At 46.6% G+C, this 21,983-nt stretch carries 22 protein-coding genes; 6 read left to right on the forward strand and 16 right to left on the reverse strand.

Features of this window, described 5'->3' with window-relative positions:
• Positions 1–139: 139 nt before the first annotated feature.
• Both IEW12_RS16920 and IEW12_RS16925 read left to right on the forward strand, forming a co-directional pair.
• Complete coding sequence (locus IEW12_RS16920) at positions 140–3,043, forward strand: tetratricopeptide repeat protein (RefSeq protein ID WP_188567249.1); 2,904 nt, start codon at positions 140–142, stop codon at positions 3,041–3,043.
• A gap of 99 nt (positions 3,044–3,142) precedes the next feature.
• Positions 3,143–3,706, forward strand: coding sequence for a DUF8453 domain-containing protein (locus tag IEW12_RS16925; protein ID WP_188567250.1), 564 nt, complete (start codon positions 3,143–3,145; stop codon positions 3,704–3,706).
• A 188-nt stretch (positions 3,707–3,894) separates the two neighbouring features.
• On the opposite strand, the gene IEW12_RS16930 is transcribed toward IEW12_RS16925, so the two are convergent.
• The 8 genes from IEW12_RS16930 to IEW12_RS16965 all read right to left on the reverse strand — a co-directional run bounded on the left by IEW12_RS16930 (position 3,895) and on the right by IEW12_RS16965 (position 10,560).
• The gene (locus IEW12_RS16930; protein ID WP_188567251.1) at positions 3,895–4,212 is read right to left on the reverse strand and encodes a hypothetical protein; all 318 of its coding nucleotides are present in this window, start codon (positions 4,210–4,212) and stop codon (positions 3,895–3,897) included.
• A gap of 5 nt (positions 4,213–4,217) precedes the next feature.
• Positions 4,218–4,637: a type II toxin-antitoxin system HicB family antitoxin gene (locus tag IEW12_RS16935; protein ID WP_188567252.1), complete on the reverse strand. Its 420-nt coding sequence runs from the start codon at positions 4,635–4,637 to the stop codon at positions 4,218–4,220.
• A gap of 135 nt (positions 4,638–4,772) precedes the next feature.
• On the reverse strand, positions 4,773–5,606 hold the full coding sequence (locus tag IEW12_RS16940) for a TniQ family protein (protein WP_188567253.1): 834 nt from the start codon (positions 5,604–5,606) through the stop codon (positions 4,773–4,775).
• 9 nt (positions 5,607–5,615) lie between these two features.
• The gene (locus IEW12_RS16945) at positions 5,616–6,578 is read right to left on the reverse strand and encodes a TniQ family protein (protein WP_268237250.1); all 963 of its coding nucleotides are present in this window, start codon (positions 6,576–6,578) and stop codon (positions 5,616–5,618) included.
• Positions 6,578–7,435, reverse strand: coding sequence for a TniB family NTP-binding protein (locus tag IEW12_RS16950; protein WP_188567255.1), 858 nt, complete (start codon positions 7,433–7,435; stop codon positions 6,578–6,580). The genes IEW12_RS16945 and IEW12_RS16950 overlap by 1 nt, the downstream gene beginning before the upstream one ends.
• Positions 7,436–7,438: 3 nt before the next feature.
• Entirely contained in the window at positions 7,439–9,307 is a 1,869-nt protein-coding gene (locus IEW12_RS16955) for a TnsB C-terminal domain-containing protein (RefSeq protein ID WP_188567256.1), read from the reverse strand.
• The gene (locus tag IEW12_RS16960; RefSeq protein WP_188567257.1) at positions 9,255–10,016 is read right to left on the reverse strand and encodes a TnsA endonuclease N-terminal domain-containing protein; all 762 of its coding nucleotides are present in this window, start codon (positions 10,014–10,016) and stop codon (positions 9,255–9,257) included. The genes IEW12_RS16955 and IEW12_RS16960 overlap by 53 nt, the downstream gene beginning before the upstream one ends.
• Positions 10,017–10,248: 232 nt before the next feature.
• A complete protein-coding gene (locus IEW12_RS16965) occupies positions 10,249–10,560 on the reverse strand; it encodes a DNA-binding protein (RefSeq protein ID WP_308789140.1) in 312 nt (103 codons plus the stop codon).
• 1 nt (position 10,561) lies between these two features.
• On the opposite strand from IEW12_RS16965, the gene IEW12_RS16970 reads away from it, so the two are divergent.
• From IEW12_RS16970 to IEW12_RS16980, 3 genes are all read left to right on the forward strand, one after another.
• Positions 10,562–10,972 (forward strand): helix-turn-helix domain-containing protein, encoded by a 411-nt coding sequence (locus tag IEW12_RS16970; protein WP_188567258.1) that lies wholly within the window; start codon positions 10,562–10,564, stop codon positions 10,970–10,972.
• Between the two features lie 17 nt (positions 10,973–10,989).
• The gene (locus tag IEW12_RS16975) at positions 10,990–11,673 is read left to right on the forward strand and encodes a hypothetical protein (RefSeq protein ID WP_188567259.1); all 684 of its coding nucleotides are present in this window, start codon (positions 10,990–10,992) and stop codon (positions 11,671–11,673) included.
• A 114-nt stretch (positions 11,674–11,787) separates the two neighbouring features.
• The gene (locus tag IEW12_RS16980) at positions 11,788–12,411 is read left to right on the forward strand and encodes an HAD family hydrolase (RefSeq protein ID WP_188567260.1); all 624 of its coding nucleotides are present in this window, start codon (positions 11,788–11,790) and stop codon (positions 12,409–12,411) included.
• A 414-nt stretch (positions 12,412–12,825) separates the two neighbouring features.
• Here IEW12_RS16980 and IEW12_RS16985 read toward each other — a convergent pair whose 3' ends face one another.
• The 8 genes from IEW12_RS16985 to IEW12_RS17020 all read right to left on the reverse strand — a co-directional run bounded on the left by IEW12_RS16985 (position 12,826) and on the right by IEW12_RS17020 (position 20,245).
• Positions 12,826–13,482 (reverse strand): uracil-DNA glycosylase, encoded by a 657-nt coding sequence (locus tag IEW12_RS16985; protein ID WP_188567261.1) that lies wholly within the window; start codon positions 13,480–13,482, stop codon positions 12,826–12,828.
• The gene (locus tag IEW12_RS16990; RefSeq protein ID WP_229751174.1) at positions 13,479–14,621 is read right to left on the reverse strand and encodes a nucleoside triphosphate pyrophosphohydrolase family protein; all 1,143 of its coding nucleotides are present in this window, start codon (positions 14,619–14,621) and stop codon (positions 13,479–13,481) included. Before IEW12_RS16990 ends, IEW12_RS16985 begins: the two co-directional genes overlap by 4 nt.
• Positions 14,614–15,240: an Nmad2 family putative nucleotide modification protein gene (locus IEW12_RS16995; RefSeq protein WP_188567262.1), complete on the reverse strand. Its 627-nt coding sequence runs from the start codon at positions 15,238–15,240 to the stop codon at positions 14,614–14,616. The genes IEW12_RS16990 and IEW12_RS16995 overlap by 8 nt, the downstream gene beginning before the upstream one ends.
• Positions 15,240–15,707, reverse strand: a complete 468-nt coding sequence (locus IEW12_RS17000) for a TIR domain-containing protein (protein ID WP_188567263.1) — start codon at positions 15,705–15,707, stop codon at positions 15,240–15,242. The genes IEW12_RS16995 and IEW12_RS17000 overlap by 1 nt, the downstream gene beginning before the upstream one ends.
• 951 nt (positions 15,708–16,658) lie before the next feature.
• Complete coding sequence (locus tag IEW12_RS17005) at positions 16,659–16,886, reverse strand: hypothetical protein (RefSeq protein ID WP_188567264.1); 228 nt, start codon at positions 16,884–16,886, stop codon at positions 16,659–16,661.
• Positions 16,873–18,702 (reverse strand): AAA family ATPase, encoded by a 1,830-nt coding sequence (locus tag IEW12_RS17010; RefSeq protein WP_188567265.1) that lies wholly within the window; start codon positions 18,700–18,702, stop codon positions 16,873–16,875. The genes IEW12_RS17005 and IEW12_RS17010 overlap by 14 nt, the downstream gene beginning before the upstream one ends.
• Positions 18,699–19,196, reverse strand: coding sequence for an ABC-three component system middle component 2 (locus IEW12_RS17015; protein WP_188567266.1), 498 nt, complete (start codon positions 19,194–19,196; stop codon positions 18,699–18,701). Before IEW12_RS17015 ends, IEW12_RS17010 begins: the two co-directional genes overlap by 4 nt.
• A complete protein-coding gene (locus IEW12_RS17020) occupies positions 19,184–20,245 on the reverse strand; it encodes an ABC-three component system protein (RefSeq protein WP_188567267.1) in 1,062 nt (353 codons plus the stop codon). Before IEW12_RS17020 ends, IEW12_RS17015 begins: the two co-directional genes overlap by 13 nt.
• A 627-nt stretch (positions 20,246–20,872) precedes the next feature.
• Here IEW12_RS17020 and recA point away from each other — a divergent pair.
• Positions 20,873–21,907, forward strand: coding sequence for a recombinase RecA (gene recA, locus IEW12_RS17025; protein WP_188567268.1), 1,035 nt, complete (start codon positions 20,873–20,875; stop codon positions 21,905–21,907).
• Positions 21,908–21,983: the final 76 nt, after the last annotated feature.

The following is a 21,983-nucleotide window of genomic DNA, read 5'->3' on the forward strand; positions in this document are numbered from 1 at the left end:
ACGTCCCTCGAACGCAACTAGCCCACCAATGCACCGCAAATATTGCTTTTGCCGTTAGGCAATTACGTAACAATCAGTTACTGAGATTACAATAGCAGCATTGAATTAACAATAAATATTTTTGTTTTGATAACTTTTTTTGGATCGCTATGTAAAACTCTTTTTACTTCCTTCAATAAACAATAATATTATTAAAATGGCAAAAAGAATCTTTATAAGCTATCGCAGGACTCGACAGCAAGAGGTAGATCATGCTGTCTCATTGCTCCGGCGCGCAGGAGTTGAATGTTTTTGCGATGTTGAAGAGATAGATTTATTAGAGGATTTTCCTGTGAAAATTGGACAGGCAATCGCTGATTCTCACGTCATGCTTTGCTGGTGGAGCGCCGATTACTCAGAATCGGACCATTGCATGCGGGAACTGACGGTTGCATGGCAATATGCGTACGCACTTAGTCGATCAGTCGGACAAAAAATCTGGATTTTGAATTGCGAAGGTGGCACGGATCACATTGTCGCCGGTGAGTTTAACTCCCAAAATTTTCTGTCTCCCCCGTTGCCTGGGAAAGAGTTGGAATGGGTTTCGTTCTTAGTACAGAAGCTCGCTAACGTTCCAGAGGGTGAAACTCTCGGTATGAGGGTTCCTATGATAGGCAGCCCCGACTTGACTAATATACCGAGGCCGCCAGTTGAATTTACCGGAAGAAATCGCGAACTATGGCAAATCCACCGCTACTTCAGCCCGACACAAATTAGCGATGCAGGTAATGCGGTCGCCGTCCGTACTCACGGAATGGGAGGGGTCGGAAAAACCACATTAGCCTCTGCCTATGCCTTCAATTTCTCATTAGCTTATCCGGGAGGTATTTTTTGGCTGAACTTCGCAGATTATGATCCCATGTCGCCCGATCTATCTTCAGCTAAGGAGGCTTGGCTTAATGCCGTTACTCAAGCTCTCTCCCGACATCCTTGGGTTCATGATTTGAATCCTCAATTGTCCCTTTTCGACCCGGTGACCAAAGCACCATTGCCCGCTGAAACAGTGCGCATTCAGCTTTCAAAATTGCTTAGTCGTTGCGGTTCGTATCTTTGGGTTCTAGATAATGTCCCTGTACTGATGCCCCTGGATGAAAGAGAGAAAATACTGGCGTTTTGGCGTGCGCCAACAGACGTCATCAACTCGTCACAGGGCCCCAGATCAATGGGCTGCACACTAGTTACGACGCGAGATAGTAGTGGCTGCGCCGGTTTCTCAGAGGTTTATCTTGATGTCCTTGAAAAGAGCAGTGCACTTAAGCTATTGGGAAAATTTAAAGCCATTGATGGCACCGAAATTTTGGCAGCTCATCAAATTATTGAAATGGTAGGCTCTCACACATTGGCATTGACACTAATAGGCCATCGATTAAAGAATGCCTCGATGGGTTATCAAAAAATGCTGTTTGATTTAGAGAATCTTGGAACTCTAAAAAGACTTGAAACCATCGCAAACTATTTGCGCCCAAGACTTGGTGCCAGAGCACAAGGCATCGTCGCCAGTTTTAGCTTGAGTGTAAATTCACTTGGCAGGAATGCGATTGACGTTCTCGAATTATTATGCGCTTTTGCTCCTAATGTACCAATTCCGCTGGGCTTAGTTAAAGCACTATTTCCAAACGATGCAAGAAATGACAATCTTGATGCAGCCTTAGCTGAGCTCGCAGACCGTTCATTAGTGAAAATCGATTCGACAAGCTCTAGCGGTTCGAACAATTGTGTTGAGATTCATCCACTTTTAGCAGAATTCGTGTTGCGCTCCATAGCTAAGCCGGTCCAGGATTTGCGAGATCGCATTGCCGTAGAAATTTTTTCGAAAATTAGACTAGCTAGAGATCCTAAGCAACACAAAAATATTTACTACTACGCAAGCCAAGCTAGACCCCTTGTTGCGTCAGTTAGCAAAGTACTGGGCATTCAACTCGGTCTTTTTCTAGGAATGTACGAGCATGCAAGAGGTCAATATAAAGTGGCGGAGGCTTACGAGGAAAAAGCGCTGCGAACTGCCCAAGAAATGTACGGCCCATACGAGAATACTGTCATTGTCGCGATGAACAATCTGGCGGATACAAAGCGAGCGTTAGGCGATTATCAAAAAGCCATGGAGTTGCAACGCATAGTTCTAGAATCGGCATTATTGGAACTAGACGGCGACCCGGAAACAGTGATAATTGCTCGTCTTAAATTAGCAGCAAGTCTGAGACGAGAGGAGTCATTAGATGAGGCGTTGGAACACGCCAAAATAGCATTCGATTTGTCTCATAGCATTTACGGTGCAAATGCAGGAATAAGTCTTGATGCTCGAAACGATCTAGCCTTGATTCTCGCCGATAGGGGTGACGTGCTCATCGCTTGTGAGATGCTCAAAGAAGTCATTGACGGTTTTAAGAAAATCACCAATGAAAATGAGAAAATCATGTCCCCAGTTAGTTTAGATTCTGCAATCAAGAACCTCAGCTTCCTTCAATCTCAAATAGGGATTCTGTCTACAAATCACGAACTGCACCTAATCAAGGAGAGCAACGACAAATATTTGCCAACAAATCATCCTGACAATATCACTGTTCAAACAAGCATTGCTTCATTTTTACGAAAAGACCAAAAATTTGAAGAGGCAAGAAAGCTCTTGGAAGAAACGTTGGAATTGGCACAAGCTACCGTTGGTACTGAGGTCGAAGAGTATTGGATGATAAAAAATAATCTCGCCAATGTGCATATGAACCTAGGTAACTCCGAAATCGAGAGGGAACTGGACACTGAAGTTTACCAATGGCGCTTCAAATCGAGAGGCAAGTACCACTCAGACACACTGACCTCGGCCTTCGGATTAGCTCAATCGTACCTTAAAAGTAAAGATATCGAGGCCGTTGTTCGCGTACTTACTGAGACGGGGCTTCTGAGTCTACTAGGACCCGAAAAATACGAAAATAATGCCAAAAAAAAACGACTCAAGGAAAATATTGAGGAAATGCGAAATCGCTTAGTAGAGTTTGGAGTTAATCTTTAGCCTTCTCGTCTAATAGAGATCCTCCAGTTCCTGTCCCCCTCTATAACAGTATGCCTCTCAAAATATTTAGATCGATTAACAATTAGGTATTTTAAAATTATGATTATTGAGTTATTGACTGGAGCGCTTACAGTAATCACTGGAATATACGCGTACTTGACCTATCGTATGGCAAAAACTAGTGAGGCCTCGGTTAAGGAGATGCAGCGTCAATCTGAAGCAGCCTTGCGGCCGTATGTTAATGTTTCGGCATTTATTCGCCCGAACACACCAATTTTATATCTGCGGATTGTGAATACTGGGCGTACTCCTGCAGAAAACTTAAGACTTGAAATGGATCGAGATTTTTTTCAATTTGGTGAAACTCAGGTAGATAAAAATCTTAGGAACAAAAGCGCGTTCACGACTCCGATGGATAGCCTTCCACCTGATTCCGAGCTTCTGTTTGCATTAGGTCAAGGATGGGTAATTTTTGGAAACGAAGCAAAACTGGACCTTTGCCCGACCCAGTTTACTGTTGCGGCTTCGTACGAGTTCTCAGGAAAGAAAATTGACGAGCGACATAACATCGACTTGCGCGGCTATCTTGGCAGCGAAGGAGAGCACGATCCATTGGTTGAAGAATTAGAGCGTATCCGAAATGTCATTGAAAAGAAGAAATGATTGTAATCGACTAGAATTGTAAACAAGCAGCTTGGAAATGTCAGGCTGAATCGCGAGTGCGCGCGACTACCATGCTTGCTTATCAAAAAATATTTGGCAACCGTGCATTTCCGGCAAAATATTCCTCATTCCGATAAGTTGATGAATTGCGCCCAAAGCCCGCCCGGCGCGGGCTTAATAGTTTGCGGTTACTGGACGTTATGGCCATCTTCCCGGAGTTGCATCTTTAAATCTGCGAAGTTGTCGAATTGGCCGACATCGTATATTAAATACAAAAAGCCTTCTTCCTGGTCTTTAAAAGCTACCGTCGCGACCTTGAATTCGTGGCCTTCCCTTGGGTAGTATTCCTTAAAAAGTGAGTTGAATTTCGATTGTTTGCTGTGATCAACGGCAACACGAGAAATTTTTAGGTCAACATCCGTTGCGTAACCGTATTTCTTAAGACTTGAAACCAGCTGGTCAAATAGTTCCCGGTTCTCGGCAAAGGCGTCCAGAAAATAATCCATAGCGATTACACCAATGTAGCCGATAGTTTCTTGCCCATCGTGTGCGCAGCTTCCTCGACGAACTCCAGTTTTGACGAGTGGCGAATATCCAACAAGCGGTCAACCATTGGTATATGAACCTTGAGAAGGCGAGCTAAGTTCGATTTTCTGAGGTTTTGCGCAAGCATTTCATTCCATAGCAACACCTTTGCTGATTCCACCACTGGGAGCTCGACAACGTGCTGTCCGCGTTTTGGTTTTGTCGGAAGCGGAACCGGCTGACGTTCATCGAAATAGAATTCGATAGCTGTTTCCAGCGCATCGACTGCATTTAATAATGCCTCGTATTCGTCGTCGCCAACGAAATTTGCCTCGGGAAGATCGGGAAATCCGACCAGGAATGAGCCGTTTGTATCCCGCTCAAGGGTGACAAGGTAGGTCAACATATTTTTACCTCTTCTGAGTGTAGTATGTACTCGCATTACTTGATTCGTATTGCATAGTGGAACGTTTACTGTACAGCGAGTATCTCAGAAAACCCCTTTCGGGGGTCTCCTTACTTCAGCTTTAGGTCTTTCCATTCAGGAGCGGCCCCGCCACCTTTGACTTGCCCTTTCATGAAGACGTTCTCTTTCCCTAGTACGAGTTTGAATTGTTTCTAAAAATTTTAACAAGGCGACCCTTTGCTCATAATTGAAATTTCCTGAAAAATCGTCTCGTTGCGCCGCAAAAAGCAGATCCAGCTGATAAAGCCGCATCATAATATGCAAGCTAAATTTCTTTGTTATAGGAGAGATCAAGCAATATCCATTCAAGATCCCAGACATCATATTTTGTTGAGTTACCGCTTTCTCCATGCCTCTAGCGTTAAGCTGCAGTGGACCTACGGTACTGAAGGTGAGATCTGCCTTGCAAAATTGGCAGAACGCCAAATTTGGTACGGCTGAAATCGAAAATAAAATTGACCGATTTAATACCACGCGTTGCTTGCAGCAAAAGCATTCTGTTTTCATCGCCTCTAAATGAATGGGGCAAATTTTCCAGAAATGAAACCTCCATTCAATGCGGTAGTATGGCACTCGATCATGTTTTAGGCAGCTTGAGCAAAATGCAGTTATAGGAATTTTTTTCCCCTCCAAGCGTACTTGTTTTTGAAGAGGCGGAGTTTTGCGAATCGCTTTGCTCACTATCTTTGCCACTTGAAATTCGTCAAAATTCAATTTTGCCATTTCAATTAGATTTGATATTTGCGCGGACAATCCGTCAACATCGGTGTCCCGTGACTGTTTTATTTTTACTAGTTCGTAAATCCTAGCAATCGGGACACCTTGCTGCTGAGATATGCGTTGCAGCCATGAAGAAATAGCTTCGGTGGGAAATATCTTGGGTACTCCAAATAGGCGATAAGAATTCAAAGCGGTTCCTTAGAATAATTTTATTTGTGATAAAGGATTTAAATGAAGAAGACTGGCTTTCGGGTTTTCTCGCAGTTTTCCTTCCAGTAATAATCCTCTTGCAAACCGTATGTCACTGTCGCAGAGGCCGTCCTCTAATATTGAAAGCAGACTGCTGCTGACAAAAGCAGGGCGAATGTTTGCGAAATTTTGCGTTTTTTGAATTTCATGAAGTCGTTGGATGCTTCGCTCTACACATCGACTTGCCTGCAGGGTACTCAGATCTTTTTTAGATTTACCTGCTGCTATGGTTTCTAGGGCGGAGGCATTGATGCCGGTTGCCCAAATAATCCGGGAGGCGCCGTCGACCGACATATCAGAAAATAGTGACAGTACGGGGCTCTCTGAAATAATGGCGCTTCGGGAATTCGAGACGTCCACGAGTCGTAACGCCATCCATTGAGAGTAGGCGATGCAGGCGTTACTCGCCCCTTCGGAAGATCCAAGACGTATGTCGTGCCCACATCGGCACTTAGATATTCCAGGCCTATTCCAGCTCAAGTTCATATTGCATGCGTCACAAGACTCTTTCAACATGGTTCTGTGGATGGGGCAGCAAGTTACAAGGACAAAATCCCACAGGCATTTGACGTATCCAAATTCGGCCAAACATTCTATGCAAACCTGCGGCCTTCGTAACCGCATGAGATAAGGCCTTGTTATGAGATGTCCAAAGGCAAATAATATTGAGCGACCATTTTTTTTGTGAAGAGTGGCGTGTAACGCATGAAATTTCTGTGGTTCAGAACCAAATAGCCATGCAATTAAAGGTGCATGTCGGGCCGATAGGTGATGAATTCGCCCTACGTGAAAAACCTCCGCCAACCATTGCATTCCAGAGAAATGGTTGGCTTCAGACAAACGTAAGGTGAATCCCATCAGAGACTCATCCGAATGAGGATGATCCCTGACGGAAAGGATCGGACTAGCCATTAGTTAAATGGATTTTTTAGTGCGCCAAACGGCCCGAATACTGCCGAAAATGCTTCACTGTAGTGACAACGCTCAACTGTCAACTTTCCTTGAACGAGTGCTTCTTTGACGGCCGCGTTGATGAGAAATTTCAGCGTTCTAGGCGAGCCTGATGAGGCATAATGCAATTGTTTTGCTAACGTGGACAGGGAGCTGATATTGATAAATTCACTTTGTTCGTGAAACGCCTGTAAAAAGCCTTTCCATTCTTCGCCCTTGGCGAAAGGACGAATCTGGAAACGCGCCGGCAGACGAGATGCAAATTGCTCGTCGAGATGCGCCAGGTCTCCCAACTCATCGGTTCCGAATACAAAAATAGGTACGCCGGTGACGTCCATCATTTCTTTGAGTAAATCGGTGATCTCGCTGGCCTGAATATCTCGTCGTCCGCGAAAGAGATGTTGAAATTCATCGATGATGAGTAGCCTGACACCACGGTCCTGAAATGCTTGCATCAATAGCGACTGCCGGAGGTCCTGTAATTTTATGCTTCTAATCCCTGGCGGATGTCCCAGTTGTTGCAAGCTACGATCAATCATCGAGCCACTTGATGGGGATGAAGACGCAGAAATAACGACCACGGCGCTGCTAGGATCTATCAAATCCGTGTTTTGAGTGAATTTTCGCTCGATACTCTTGATTAAGTGTGTTTTCCCAGATCCCGTCGGCGCAACAACGCTGCCACCAAGTGGCAAGGCAGACATAATGCTTTGCTCGACTAGCTGTAATATGCCCTCATAGGCGGCTTTAAATTGCGTATGCATGACAGTGATCATGTTAATTTGCTGGGTAATTTGCTCGAAATTTGGTGTGGTCATGATTTAGTCCAGGACAAAGGCTTCAAATTGTGGAACGATAAGATCGTCGTGAGTGATCTCGTTCTTGGAGACCAATTGAGTTTGCGGCGCTGGCAGCTCGCCGCCTTGAAGAGATTTAGTGCTGCTTAAACCGGCGAATTGAATTGCAGATTTTGTATCCCGAGTCAACTTTTGCCCGCGGGCCAACGATTGCCATTTGTCGATAAGGTCTGCCTTAGCGGTGAAATAGGCGTCGTAATGGCCTTTATCGATCGCCATTTGCTTCATGTGCACACGAACAGCCTTGTGCTGAATCATGGAAAGATTGTCTGCGTATTCGGGATGGCAATTCGGAACATGCAGCCATTCCAGAGACTTTGGATGTTGGACGTAGGCGAATCCTAGATTTTCTGGATCGTACTTCACCGACGTTTTGAAACTGGGTGCCAGCTTTCTTCGTTCCGCTTGGAGTTCATGTGAGTTGAATCGGAGACCCGGCATTACAATGCCTTCATTTCCGACAGTGAGCATTTTTTGATGTGCCGCTATGAGCCCTAATTTTTCAAGATTTGTCGGGAGAAGGGGAGGGGGAATCTGTTCAAAACTTTCCCGAAACAGGTCGATAGGCCTGGCTAGTGTTCTTGAATGAACTTTAAGTGGATGAACATCGACAAAGAATTGGAGTAGACCTTTGCAGAGATCGCTAAAAGTAATTCTTGCGCTCTCTCTCGGGTCCATCGGAATGCAGTTCGCGACAGGCTTGACCACTTTCCCTTGTGGTGGAAGATGGTGGCCGAGCTCACCGAAGAACCTTTCCACGCCAGGCTTAAACCAGGGCTGGCGCACAGGACAATACTGGATATCAGTATTTATCTCCAATGCGGCTGACACAAACTGGATTGAATGAAATTCAAGTCCGTTGTCCACCACATATAATTCGCCGACCCCGTAGCCGAACCATTCTTGAGTTAGAAAGGGGGCGTTGGAGGTAAATGCAGTCTTCGGCATTAGCCCCACCTTCATTGCATTGAGGACCGCCGCCAGACCCGCGCCCGAGAACGAAATGTAAAATCCGACCAAATAGCCGCTGAACGCGTCGACGATGATGGTAATGATAGGACGTCCCAGCGGTATGCCAGTTGAGTCGGCTATCACTACAAAGTCCAGGATAGTGTGATCTACCTCCAAACGTTGGAGTGCGCGCACTGCTTGAGTTCCAGCCAGTGAATAGCGCCATTTATTTTTTGCGTAGCTGGCACCGTATCGATGGACGTCTCGATAGTAGGGGTCAACCTCGTTCACGCGTCGGCGCAGCGTTGAGCTGCTCACGATCGTATCTTCTGCAGTAATTACGCCTTTTTGGGCCAGGTTTTCCAAATTCCTTCGCAAAATTGTTGCCGCGTTTTGCAGAGATGGCCTGGTACGAATAAAGTAACTTTTTAGAAGTACCTTGTTAATTTCAGCTTCTACACTTTCAGAGTATTTTTTCAGGCGCTTTCTCTGAAAATTTTTGGTGACAATGGCGGCAACATTTCCTCCAGACTCATCCCAGTCCCTTACCCAACTCATCGCCGTCGATGCGGTGGGTAGAGATTGTGTGTCACTCTCTTCGATCGGAAATTTTTTCAGCAATCGCTCGATGATTCGTCGTTGCCCACGAGATGCGCCATTTTTTTTAATCCATTTTATGATACGTACTCTGAAAAGCAGTTGTTCCTTATATTTTGCAGGTAAGGAATCAATGCTAGTCAAGAAGGACGGCGCGTCGGCGGTGGCGACATCCTTTGAATCTGAAGCGCCTACGACGTGAAGTTCATTGTTTAAAATCTGCTTAGTGACGTCAGCGATGGGCCATGTGTAACTTCGGCGCGTGATCGTATCTTCGAACTGCACTTGATTCTGCTCCAGTTGCCTGATGAATTCTAGCGTCTGGGTTCCACGCCGCAGCGTTAAGCCAACTTGGAATGCAAACATTCTCATGATCTTCTTTCAGAAAATAGGGATTGATTAAGGTGTCAGGCGAGAGAGATATGTCATTCAGAAACGTAAGGAGGCGCCTGCCCAGAAAATGAAATACCACTGCGAGATTAACTTCGGCGGACCTCACTAGTTGCGAGATGGATTGAGGTTCTGATGTATTGAAAGATTTTTTCACCCGATCAAAAATCTCCGACGAGACAGAACTTCGAGCGTATCGAAGCAAGAGTTCGATGGTTTCAGGTAAATCGCCAACGTCAATCATTTGGTCAGTCACGACTAAGAAAGGGAGGTCTTTTTCCCGCAAAATCGGAATGATCTGGTCAAACATATCGGCAAATTTAGCCACAAATTTTTCTGGCTTAACTTCGACGACAAATTTTTGCCCTGAGGATAAGGTGATCAAAAAATCCGGTGTATAGGATTTTTCGCAGTTGTCCCCATAGGCGATTTTGAATGGCTGATCAACTATCCTACTGACGCCTGGGGTGAGTAACATGCGTTGAACAAAGCGGCGCTCTAACTGACTCTCATACTCAACGGGTTCAGGTTGCAGCCAAGTACATGCGACTAACCCCACTGTTCGATGCGGCGAGCGCGTTACGACCTTGCGTTTCGGCTTCATATGTTGCCTTGCAATAATTTAGACAAAGAGGGGGCAGCCCCAATGAAAAATTGGGGCGCAAGGGGGCTTGACAGGGGAAGTGTAGGAAGAGATACTTGACGCACCACACGTGGAGCATCGCTTCCATACTGCGCCGGTCTTGCTGTTTTGGAGATCGGCGTTTTTATTTTCTGACCATAGTTTATCCTTTCAAACTGTTAAAGGTGATTCATGCATCGCCTGGGCTAGGTTTTTATTCCTCTCTTTTACTACCTTCGGATATTGGCTTAATGCCAAGTTTTACTGCGATATGGTGACTTTGTCCTCGCATTGCCTTACTTTTGCCGCTGAGAATCCGGTACACCATCTGCAGGTTAAATCCGTTAGATCGCGCCCAATCTGCCACGCTTTCCCCTCGTAATATGAAATCTTCTCGCGCGCGGCGCACTAGGGCGGGGTCAAGCTGATACATATCCACACTCCATATAGAAGAATTCAAAAAAATACAAAAGTATAAAATTGGATTCATTTTATCAATATTAATGAGGAAGTGGTATACTCTCATAATGGAAAAAAGCGATCGCCAACAAAAGCTAGGTCGCCGGCTCAAGGAAGAGCGGGAGCGCCTTGGTATGACCCAAGCGGCTATGGCATCCGCGATTGGCGTCGGGCGACTCACTGGAATTCACTATGAATTAGGGGATAGAACCCCTACTGCTGATGTGCTGATGAGGCTCCGAGAGGTTGGCGTAGATGTGGTGTACGTACTGACGGGAGATCGCCCAAATGAGCAGTTCGACATATCAGCAATGGAGCAAGCAGTCGAATTGATGCTTGATTTGGTCATTAAGCTGGAAGCTCAGCCGGACAAACACGTCATGACCCAGGCGCTTCTACATTTTTATCGTTCTATCCTGTCTCAGCACTCTAAACTCGGCTCGGCACCAATTGCCGCTAGTACGGTAGAAGTGGACTGACAATCTGGCGCCGGACCATGAGATTTCGTTTTTTTAGTTTTGTTCAGCTTTTAAAAAGACAACGGGATGCCCGATTTTTATCAAATGCTCTTTTGCATGCATTAGGATCCTTCCCTGCATTCACGGATTGGGAGCGGACCGTGCTCGCCAGGGCCGAGCAATATGTGCCTACCAGTTTTGAAATTCTTTTACACCCGATTAGATTTCTACGTTTCTACTATAAGCGGTCTAAATTTTTCGATTTGCTAAACGAGACGCCTGGGGCCGAAGGGCTCGAAATTTCAATGTGTGAGTTGATCCACGCATATGCGCTATGCAGATATGGCGTTGGCTTGAATCGCGAATGGCTTGCCAGGATAGCGAGATGTCAGCATGAATTTCAACTCGCAGCGAAAGATGTCCGAAACTTCCTCGGTGATACCGTTGTGACGATATCCAGGCAGGGGGCGATATCTATTTCGCCACATGCTCTTGCTATCAGACGCGGTGGACTCGGTTTCATGTTGGTTACAGGATTGCCGGCAGCGCTATGTGCGTCGATTGGAGTAAGTTTCGTTTTTCGAGACGAGTGCGTTCCACGATGCGCCATCGTTGGTGCATGTGAGTTATTTTGGCTACTAAGCATCTTGAGCTGGGCGGGCTATAAATTAGGTTTCCGCTGCAAAGATTTTGCAAAAATGTCAAAGCTGATACTTCAGTAAACTCCCGCGTAGACCGTCAACACGAGATGCAAAGATGCAGAATCGGCTCCGCTAGCATGCGCATGCCGATGTCTAACAAGTGTTGGTTCATATTGACATAGGTAATGCAGTGCAATGAAACCTATTATTGCTCTTGATGCTGACGGCGTTCTTCTTGATTACAACCTGGCCTACCGGCGCGCTTGGGATAAAGCGTTCAACACACTTCCGTCGGAGCGTGATCCATTGGCATATTGGCCTATCGATCGATGGGACGTGCTTAAATTGGAAGGCAATGAGCTAGCTCACTTTCGAGCTTACTTCGATCAACAATTTTGGTCTGAAATTCCCGCTATCAGTGGGGCCGTCGAGGCATGTTTGGCATTGCGTAAAGCCGGCTATCAACTTGTTTGCGTCAGTGCGATGGACAAACGATATGAAGCGGCGCGTCTGAAAAACTTGCGAGATTGTGGTTTTCCAATCGAACGGGTAATCGTTACGGAAAGTCTCGAAAGTGTCATAAGCCCAAAAGCGGCGGCATTGAGGGAACTGCATCCAGTCGCGTTCGTCGACGATTATTTGCCCTATCTGCGAGGAATACCCAATAATGTTCACGCTGCGCTAGTGCTTAGGGAGCCTAACGGTAGCCCAAACGTTGGGCCCGATCTAATGCTGGCCCATTCCCAGCATGCCGATTTGATTGAGTTCTCCAGATGGTGGCTGGATTGTCGGGGGCCGGTACGAGAATTTCTCTTTTGAACGATCGAATTGACACCGGTTCTTGACTCAGCGAATTACAATTTGGAGAATCGTTCTATTGCCATAGAGTGCGAGAGACGTAGAAAGATGTGCGACTATACCAACTTGCCATACTCTGTGAGCCATCAGACGAACAAGTTCATGACGTTGGACAAGATGCAGCCCATGCGGTGCAGCGTTCGGATTGCGACTTGGCCATGAAGTCGGATTGGATGTCTGTCCTACAGAATTCAATACGGAACAAAGAATGTCTGCCACTGCGCCTTTCTTTGATACTGCCAACGTTCCCGCTCGACACTGTGACGACGTGAATTTTTATGACATTGATTTTGCCCGTCTTTTCCATTCTCACCTAATCAGTATTAAAAGGAAGAAGTCTAAAATTTGATGCCATCACTGAGGTAGTCGCTTCGTCTAGAACAGCGATCTCGTGCGGGGCGGAGAACCGTAAAGCTCTTCGATTTGCCTCAAGAACTGAGTCTGCCCGCCATAACTAGGATGCCGGACACAAATCACTGGTACGGTGTCCGTAACACGATTAGCTGCGGCAGACGCGTCGTTGCCGATAGCAACAATACGAGATGGCCTCAACAATCCAATTAGTTCCTGGAGAAGCTCCTCGCCAGCGCAGCGTTCGCGGGCATTGTGCTGACGGTTTGTGAACGGGTGGTCTGCCTCGTGCGGGTGAAGTGGAAACACATTCCACAAGAAAATCCGCGCATCAATTTGATCTAGCTTGCTCCAGATAACCGCTGCGGTCCGCTCCGCAATGGCGGAGCCCATCGTAGACCGCTTGGCAACAAAGTTCCAACGCTTGGCATGCTGGTCGATATGAACGTCATCTGTCAATGCAAGTCCCGTCCGGCGCCCTCCGCGATATCCGAGGTCTCGTCCAATCCAAATCGCATCGACTGGTTCATTTTCCGCCTGGTTCAGCATCGCCGATAAGGCTGCTGCGCGGCGACGGGGCGCGTCAGCACGATCATGTACTTCGCAACGATCGGAATATGGGTTAAAGCAGTTTTCAAACCGCAACGCGGCAACCGCTTTAACAAAAGGGTGTAATTTCATTTTTTTGACTCAAACGCCTCATAGCGGATCGTGCGAAGCTCACGGTTTCCGACAATCCAGCCACCTTGTGCATCTTTAATTTGACGGAAAACCGAATAACCGTCAAGTATAGCCTTTTCCCAGAGCTTCAGCGGACACTTTGCCACTTCATAGCCACTTACAAATTCACTAATAGTTTTCAGCATCCCTAGCGAAATTTTGTCTTGATTCTCAAAGAAATTGAGTTCCTTGGCTCGAGAAAATATCCAAGCAGTCAGCCCTTCTTCGACGACTATTGCGCGGCCACCGTCTTGTTCCTCGTCATATGCAGGCTTGCTCTTGCGCTTGTGCTTGATCAATGCCCGCATGACGGGCGACCAGTGAAGAATAGCAGCATATGCAAAATGGAAAACATCATGAAATCGATACCCATCTCGGTCAGAGATGTTGTCTGTCAATGGATCTCCTATAAAAACCCCTTGCCACTGCAGATAACTTCTTGCACTGCCTCGCTGATTGATGCGAATTCGGAATTCCCTGGGTAACCGCTCTTCGATTTCAAAATCCGCGTCAAAATCTATCAGCTCATCCAAATTTGGATCGAGAAAAGCTCCCCTGGCTTTGTACAAGTTGCTCCGCACAACATCTGAAAATTTTAGTTTCGCGGCGTGAAGTGCGCGAAGATAGTCACGCGCAAAACAGACGATTTCTGCACGCTTGGGAGAATTTCCTAGCAGTGCGGCAGCGGAACGACCAAGTTGAAAGAGTGTTGTATCTACTGAGTCGGTTGACGTTGGCACTGCCACATAGGCAACCCCCCCCTTAGCCAGATCGCTTGCTACACCAGCCGCCTTGAAATTATCTAGCCTTGTAGCGTCGGTGAACAATTCATCAAGATGAATATTCAAGCGTCGACAGAGCGCAGCGAGATACCAAAGTGTATCTCCGAACTCTTCCTCCGCTGCTTTGGTATATTGAGGATAAGCTGTTTTTTCGCGAATGAGTTTCTTTGCGGTGGACATGATGCCGCCCACTTCGCCATAAAGGCCTTGCAGGATCGGACTGATATCGGCTGGGTCAATTACATCGGTGTCGGCGATTTCAATCGCATAGTCCGACAGCAAAATTGAACCGCTATTTTGAATGATGGAATTAGCCACGCAGTGTCATCCATTCGTATGGCGGACCTTGGTAGCCGCTAACTTCAAAGTTTCGCACCCACTGAGCCAAGGCATCAAGCAACTTGGGCTCATCGAAACAAGAGCGCCCTATGCCGCTCTTACACAATGAGTGGCCCTGACTATCACGAAGTTCCAATGGAAATTTTGGTCCAATGCCGCCGAAGTATACGAAATCATCGCTCACTAAGACACGATTAACGCCGGTATCCCGCCGGACATGTTGGGGGTTGATTTGTCCATCTTGAAGCGAATGGAAGGAATCACGTTGTTGCCAACCGGCACCTAGTCCATCGCGGAAATAGATGTTGTCTCCACAGCTTTGTTTCCTACTTCCATTGCGAAAGGGGTGTTTCGCTTGAAATCGAGGGTCCGTCGAATACGCATCGAATGTCATGGCCTCAGTTACTCGCATGGCATATACCAAGTGACCGCCGCGCCTGATACTGCGGTCATTACTTCCGCTGCCGACTACCCAATCACCAACATTCGCATGCTGGCGAATGCCTGGTTTGCACGTTGCAAGAGTGCAGTAGCCATAAAAGGGGTTCGGTGCAAACCCACTGTCATACCGTACTACATATGAATAGATACGGGCCATTAGCAGGGGTGACGTTTCAGCGAAACTGCTTCACATGGGCCGCCATCTGGCTTTTCCCAGCTGTCCTTGCCATTAATTGCATCGACGATGGCGTCACCATTCCATCCTACTAACGCGTCGGCGTACTCCTTCAATGCTTCCGGAAGATCGCATTCTTTTTCACCATGCTCCCAGACGCCGACAATGCGCTTGCCCTGTTTAGCAGCATATTCGATTTCCCAGTTGACCCAGTCGCTGTTCTTCGTCTGTGGCGAAACATAGCAAATAAAAACACCCGCCCAATTGATTGCTGGGGCAAGAATCTGGGTCTTTATGTAGTGCGGATCTTGTGCGTTGTTGAATTTTCCAGTATGGATGGACGAGTCGCGAATATCCATGCCTTTAGGTGCCAAGAGGTCCTTCAACTTTTTTAAGCCGCCATCATCCTTGTGGACATGACTGATAAATACGTTTTTTTGGTCCGCCATGTTTTCTCCTGAGCAAGAATCCCCTGAACAGCGTTAATAATTTAGACTAATTAAGACGTATTTCCAGAACATATGAAACCAATTGTAACAATTTTTTAAATGTTGGCAAGAAATAATTAGTAGGTTTATCACAATTTAGTAGCTAACGCACCTGCAGGCGAATCTAAGGGCCGACGGCAAAGTGAGAGATATTCTAAAATTCATCGTCATAAATGTCGTCCTCTAGATCCGAAGGAATTGGGATTTGAATGGTCGTACGCTCGGGTGGCAGTGTTCGTCAGGCAGTGGAATTAATATTCTCCCCAAATCAGACGGCAAGCTTTGCGCAAATGGGACAGTTGCGACCTATCGCTGACTATAGGCTCATTGACCGAATAGGTGTCTACGCGGGAGGTCGAAGTGACCCTTCGGAAAGAGAGTTAGTGAATGTTTACATAGTGGTAGTGATAGCGGGTGAGGGCGTATAAGTCGTTGTCGGGCAGTATCGGAGGAGGAAGCAGTTGAGGGTTTCCAGCCGCAATGCTCATGGCATCCTGGACCAGACGCAGGCGGGACTTGGGCCTGTTTCTTCAGTTACTAGTCCGATGCCGAGGAGAACCATTGCTGTTCTATCGTTTCGATATTTCCTTTTAATGGGATTTCCTCTGCTCTGAGTTCTTTAGAGGGAAGGCACGAGTAGTGCATGACTACAGGGTAATCGAGCGCATATATAGCGGGAGCAAATATGTGCGCTTGGCGTTTCGCCCTTGGCGCAATCCCATTCGGTCCATACCTGATAGACCATGGTCTAGATCGCGTTTCTCTTTTGCTCTCCGATCATCTTCGCAAATTCGCCCATGAGGTTGGCTACGGGCGCTGCTGCCCTGTGAGAGTAGCCCAACGACAGTGCCTTTAAGAGCGCTGCCCAATGCCGTCCTTCAAGCGCCACAAGCGCTGAAGCCAGGGCCGCATTTAGCGAATTGTTTCCTGGGTATTTGAACAATGCCTGTATCCTTGCGCGGCACGGCCTGCCGGCGCCGCAGACCAGTTCAACAGATGCCGCCATTCCCTTGGTATCGTGTAGCTGAATCTGCTGCCGACGATCAGCACGCCTTCATCGCGCAGTGCGGCGACCAGTTCTGGGAAAACTGTAGTTGGGGTATTTTGGAGCTCTGAATTTTTCCAGTCAATTTGATCCATCGTTTACTGTTTCGATATTATCCCTTTGTTTTGGGAAAAAACCTTGCCTCTCATCGGAGGACGCACCGAAGAATTCAGTCGGTTTTAATAATGCTGCTGTCTCTTTTGTAATTAGCTCGTTTTCAAGAACGATAACTTGCCCAGGTCCGCTCCATTTAGCCAACCAGCCATAAAAAGAATCTCGTACAGTGGTTGGTGACACAGTAACGTCGGAGCTGTTAAGTGGGTCTGAATATGATTTAATCGGTGAGTCAAGTACCACAAAGCCTAGGTGAGGATATCCCTTACCCAGGGCATGCCTCAGCAAAGCAATCGACATAGCAGCAAGGAAGATCGCTCTCTTGCCAGCACCGTAGCTTAGTCGTGCACGCCCATCGATTCGGATATCACATTCAATTGCGTCGACCTGGATTGAATCGATTTCAAGAAGCCCCCACTGGTGCAAGAGTTCTTTAACGATGCCAGCAACAACAATAGCGTCTGATTCAGTATGACGTGAAAGGGGAGCGCTTTTAGCCGGCACGAGATTTTTTAAGCGTTGCAACTCTGCGTTTAGTCTTTCTAATTCCTCGAAAAGCTTTTCCTGAGAATACAATTCACTTCGAGAAATCGCCAGTGTTTTAGGGTCTACACTGAACTCTTGCAAGCTAGCCTCCAATGCCTTTTTTTCTGATAGTTCAATTGCTTGAAGTTCGTCGTGTAACCGACGCTCTTCGTTTGAAAGATCAGATGATAGAGTCGTTTCCCTCTGGAGTGCTAGCGCGAGTCCCTTTTTCAATGCTTCAATTTTTGACGCTTCAGCTTTCATCGCCGCTCTTTGTTTCTTCGTAGCGCTGGCGGATAAGAAACTGCTATCCACCTGCTGCTCTACCGGTGTGTTGCAGAGTGAACAAGGATAATTGTCTAGCGTTTCAAAAACTGCGATTCCGTCACTAATTGCAGCTAGTCTGTCCAAATCGCTCTGATATTTTTCTTCTAGAAGCATGAATCTGGAGGCCATCGCTTGTGAATATGCCAATTTTGTTTTGACGTTACTTAACTCTGACGATGTTCGGTTTAAAGCCTCACGTATCCCTTTCAGTTGTGTCGAACGCTCCCGTTGTTGATCCGAAAGGAGACTTAACGTAGCATCGACCCGTTTTAAAGCATCCTGTATATCTGCCTTACTGCTTCCATCGGGAATATCTGCGTTGACACGACGGAGGTCCCGCTCAATACTTAAAATGTTCGTGCTGGTTCTTAACTTTTCCTCTTTGGTTGGCGCCAGGACTATGGCTTTGTCATCTTGGCCAGTTAAAAATACACAAAATGCGGCACGACGTTGAGGTTGTTCGGTGTGGCTTCCAGCGGTTGAGTTCTCGCTAATCATTGTGGGTTGAGAAATCAAAAACCAGTGCCGCAGATCGCCTGAAGTTAGAGGGCCACGTTTCGACATTGATCGAAGAATTTGCACTTTGGCGGCGCCAGCTAGCGACACTAGTAATGTGCCGATTTCGTCAGGGAGTGCCTCAGTGGATTCCAATTCATGGATTGCCGCGGCATAGACTTCTTCAGAGCCGCCGTTCAGTGCTTTTTTTATTGTGTAGGTCCCGCCGTCAGCGCTTCGGATTTGCAAGAACAGGGTGTCGTATCCTTTGTCTTGTGGAATTTCCTTCGGCCCACGCTCTCCCCCAAGGAGATACCATAGACAATCTCGAATATATGACTTTCCGGTATCGCTTGGTCCTCTAATCAGGGTGCCAGCGGGGCGAAATTCAATGACTGCATCCGGCACAGAAAATCCTCGGCACACCAATTGCTCTAATGCGATTGTCATGAATTTTTTACCTTTACGGCCGTCATTTCTATTTCAGCGCCCCACCGATGACCAAGCTCACTAAAGGTTTCGGTTAGGTTTAAAGAGTCAGTATCTCCGAATGTCTTGGCTGCCCAGGCGCATCTATCACTTAGATGGCGCGCATATTTTGCACCAATTGAATCCACCAATGACCGGGAATTTTCGCCCGCAAAATATGTAATCCCTGTTTCATCGAGTTGCGCAGAAACCAGACCCTTTGTATTCATCAGATATAGCCCAGATTGTATGAGCTCTCTGCGACTATATAATTCATTCCCACGAAATGGAACTGGGGTATGCAAGCTTTCTGGTCCGTCAAAATCACCAGAATATACAATTGCGTAGTCCAGCAATACTAATTTTTGGAGGTCAGCTCCACGTGGGAAAAGACAACTAAGAAGATAGACCATACGCACGCCAAGCTCAAACGGCGAATTGAATGGAGGCGGCTGGCTTTTCTTTACTTTACCCATTTCATTTTCTCTTCATTCACCAAGTGATGGCAGGCGCCTGGTAGGTCAGCCGGAAACAGTCGACGTGAAAGCGGATTATCGCTAATTTGTAAGGTAGATGCGTGGTTCAACACAGCATCGAGTCGGACCATACCATTTTGATGCAACGGGCTGGACAACACTCGCTTCACGCCGGCATACACAGCTTCTAGAAGTTTTTCAAAATCTTCTGGATAGATATCACGGCGAAATCGCTTTAGCCCCTCTGCACTGTAAAATTCAGCTCGGCAACCTTGGAGATGTTCCCCGTACGCTTCTGATGAAAACGCGGCCTCCATATTGACACTAACACTGGAATGTTCAGCGTAAACCTTCAAAAGTTCAGTCAAATAAATTTGCTCCATCACTGCCGGAACAGCTGGAGCTACAAGGACCTCTTCACGCGGCACTTCAATGCCGAATAAAGCTTCATGTTTGACAGGATTCTTAGCGTGAAGGTCGATAAGATCTTTTACCGGATATTCCCGAATATTTGAAAATTCGAATGCGTTGAGAGCATCCATAGTATTTTTATCTAGGGGGAAGTTTTTTGTGTCAATACCCATTTTCCCATCGGTCCAAGCCTGCAGAAATTTTGCTTTTAGGGCAGTCGGCTTAGCAATCAAATCATGCAATGTTGGAGTGGTATTTTTTGGGGCGCAAACGTAATAGTTAGCGGGTGCTGGGAAAGTCCCTAGGCCAATGTGATGGAATACTTTTGCCAGCTCGGGATATAAAATAGATTCGCCGATGGCGCTTTGGTAGCGTTTGCCTTGATATAGGTCCCATTCATCTTTGACTAAATCGGATTGGTATCTGGCTTCAACGTCACGCCCAGCATCGCCAGCGCCACCTAACTTTGCGACGAACTGGTATTTTTTACCCACACCTAAATTTATCCGGCAGCAGTCCTCAATAAATCCTTCCCATTCGTCAGGGCTTAACAGGAGTATTAAAGATGATGGTGGATATTTTTCTTGGTTTAACCGTTGGCGACGCTTCACGTTCTGCTTTTTGGAGAGGGGATTCAATTAATTAATATCCTGCCAGAACGAAATGATAGAAGCCCGTTAATTAATGTACCGGCTTTTTTGTTCTTGTTAGTACGATGGTTCGTGCATTATATGCTGGCAAAATGTCATGTCAAATAAATATGTAATGGCAGTCTTTGAATATAATTGACGCTACGGTATCTTGCCATAGATAAATAAATTTAAAAATCACACAATCTCACAAAATGTGTCTTACAAACATTTCTAGTGATTTGATACGTTGTAATGATTCAATTTGTTGGTTTTAAAATTTCTTTTTGAAAAATCTCGAATACGTGGGGGGTAAAGCCTTCCAAAACGAGAAAATTCGATGGAATTTAGATACGCCTGTCAACCAAGGTAATTTTAGCTGTACATGAGTTCAGACTTAAGTGAACAAAGTTCAGACTTAAGTGAAAATCGACAACAAATCCAAATCAAAAAACAACGTAAAACAGGCTTTCAAAAATTTTTCATTTGGTGCTTGCATAAATCACTGTTTTTTTATACAGTGTCGCCAGATGCAAAAGAACTGAGCAAAGCAATTAGCTCTGATGATCGATTTACATTAAATTGCATGGTCGACAAGTTTTCTCGATACGCCGTGCACCACACCTGAAAGAATTTATGGAAGACAGAAAACCTGATAACACCGAAAAAGGCAAAGCTCTCGCTGCTGCGCTGGCGCAGATAGAAAAGCAGTTCGGCAAAGGCTCGGTCATGCGTATGGCTGACGGCGCTGTTGTGGAAGAGGTGCAGGTTGTATCCACAGGTTCCCTTGGTTTGGATATCGCACTGGGTGTAGGCGGCTTGCCGCGTGGCCGCGTAGTTGAAATCTACGGTCCGGAATCCTCAGGTAAAACGACGCTGACATTGCAAGCCATTGCAGAAATGCAAAAACTGGGCGGCACTTGCGCGTTTATCGATGCAGAACATGCACTGGATGTTGGCTATGCGCAAAAGCTCGGCGTTAATTTGTCCGATCTGCTGATTTCTCAGCCGGACACCGGTGAACAGGCTTTGGAAATTACCGACGCCCTGGTTCGCTCCGGTAGCGTTGACCTGGTGGTAATCGACTCGGTAGCGGCATTGACGCCGCGCGCCGAGATCGAAGGCGACATGGGTGATTCCCTGCCAGGCTTGCAGGCACGTCTGATGTCCCAGGCTCTGCGTAAGCTGACCGGCAGCATCAAACGTACTAATACACTGGTGATCTTTATTAACCAGATTCGTATGAAGATCGGCGTGATGTTTGGTAGCCCTGAAACGACCACTGGCGGTAATGCGTTGAAATTCTACGCTTCCGTGCGTCTGGATATTCGTCGTACCGGCTCTATCAAGGCTGGTGACGAAGTGATCGGTAACGAAACCAAAGTCAAAGTCGTCAAGAATAAAGTTGCTCCTCCATTCAAGGAAGCTCACTTCGATATTCTTTATGGAGAAGGCACTTCCCGCGAAGGTGAAATTCTGGATCTGGGTGCCGATGCCAAGATCGTGGAAAAAGCGGGTGCATGGTATAGCTATAACGGCGAAAAAATCGGACAGGGCAAGGATAATGCACGTAATTTCCTGAAAGAACATCCTGAACTGGCTTATGAAATCGAAAACAAAGTACGTGAAAGCCTGGGCGTGCCTTTGTTGCCGGAAAATGTCAGTGCCTGATTGTTGAATCCGGACTGTTGTTGAAGTAGCCTTCAACATCGTGGCGCCGACCAATCCCTAGCAGGATTGGTCGGCG

This window comes from Parundibacterium terreum, from assembly GCF_014636315.1.
GTDB lineage: Bacteria > Pseudomonadota > Gammaproteobacteria > Burkholderiales > Burkholderiaceae_D > Undibacterium > Undibacterium terreum.

What these genes read in the sequence shown, in the direction of transcription:
- IEW12_RS16925 (WP_188567250.1), top strand. Translation starts at nt 3,143, where the DNA reads ATGATTATTGAGTTATTGACTGGAGCGCTTACAGTAATCACTGGAATA.
- IEW12_RS16930 (WP_188567251.1), bottom strand. Translation starts at nt 4,212, where the DNA reads ATGGATTATTTTCTGGACGCCTTTGCCGAGAACCGGGAACTATTTGAC.
- IEW12_RS16935 (WP_188567252.1), bottom strand. Translation starts at nt 4,637, where the DNA reads ATGTTGACCTACCTTGTCACCCTTGAGCGGGATACAAACGGCTCATTC.
- IEW12_RS16945 (WP_268237250.1), bottom strand. Translation starts at nt 6,578, where the DNA reads ATGGCTAGTCCGATCCTTTCCGTCAGGGATCATCCTCATTCGGATGAG.
- IEW12_RS16950 (WP_188567255.1), bottom strand. Translation starts at nt 7,435, where the DNA reads ATGACCACACCAAATTTCGAGCAAATTACCCAGCAAATTAACATGATC.
- IEW12_RS16960 (WP_188567257.1), bottom strand. Translation starts at nt 10,016, where the DNA reads ATGAAGCCGAAACGCAAGGTCGTAACGCGCTCGCCGCATCGAACAGTG.
- IEW12_RS16965 (WP_308789140.1), bottom strand. Translation starts at nt 10,560, where the DNA reads ATGAGAGTATACCACTTCCTCATTAATATTGATAAAATGAATCCAATT.
- IEW12_RS16970 (WP_188567258.1), top strand. Translation starts at nt 10,562, where the DNA reads ATGGAAAAAAGCGATCGCCAACAAAAGCTAGGTCGCCGGCTCAAGGAA.
- IEW12_RS16975 (WP_188567259.1), top strand. Translation starts at nt 10,990, where the DNA reads ATGAGATTTCGTTTTTTTAGTTTTGTTCAGCTTTTAAAAAGACAACGG.
- IEW12_RS16980 (WP_188567260.1), top strand. Translation starts at nt 11,788, where the DNA reads ATGAAACCTATTATTGCTCTTGATGCTGACGGCGTTCTTCTTGATTAC.
- IEW12_RS16985 (WP_188567261.1), bottom strand. Translation starts at nt 13,482, where the DNA reads ATGAAATTACACCCTTTTGTTAAAGCGGTTGCCGCGTTGCGGTTTGAA.
- IEW12_RS16995 (WP_188567262.1), bottom strand. Translation starts at nt 15,240, where the DNA reads ATGGCCCGTATCTATTCATATGTAGTACGGTATGACAGTGGGTTTGCA.
- IEW12_RS17000 (WP_188567263.1), bottom strand. Translation starts at nt 15,707, where the DNA reads ATGGCGGACCAAAAAAACGTATTTATCAGTCATGTCCACAAGGATGAT.
- IEW12_RS17005 (WP_188567264.1), bottom strand. Translation starts at nt 16,886, where the DNA reads ATGGATCAAATTGACTGGAAAAATTCAGAGCTCCAAAATACCCCAACT.
- IEW12_RS17010 (WP_188567265.1), bottom strand. Translation starts at nt 18,702, where the DNA reads ATGACAATCGCATTAGAGCAATTGGTGTGCCGAGGATTTTCTGTGCCG.
- IEW12_RS17015 (WP_188567266.1), bottom strand. Translation starts at nt 19,196, where the DNA reads ATGGGTAAAGTAAAGAAAAGCCAGCCGCCTCCATTCAATTCGCCGTTT.
- recA (WP_188567268.1), top strand. Translation starts at nt 20,873, where the DNA reads ATGGAAGACAGAAAACCTGATAACACCGAAAAAGGCAAAGCTCTCGCT.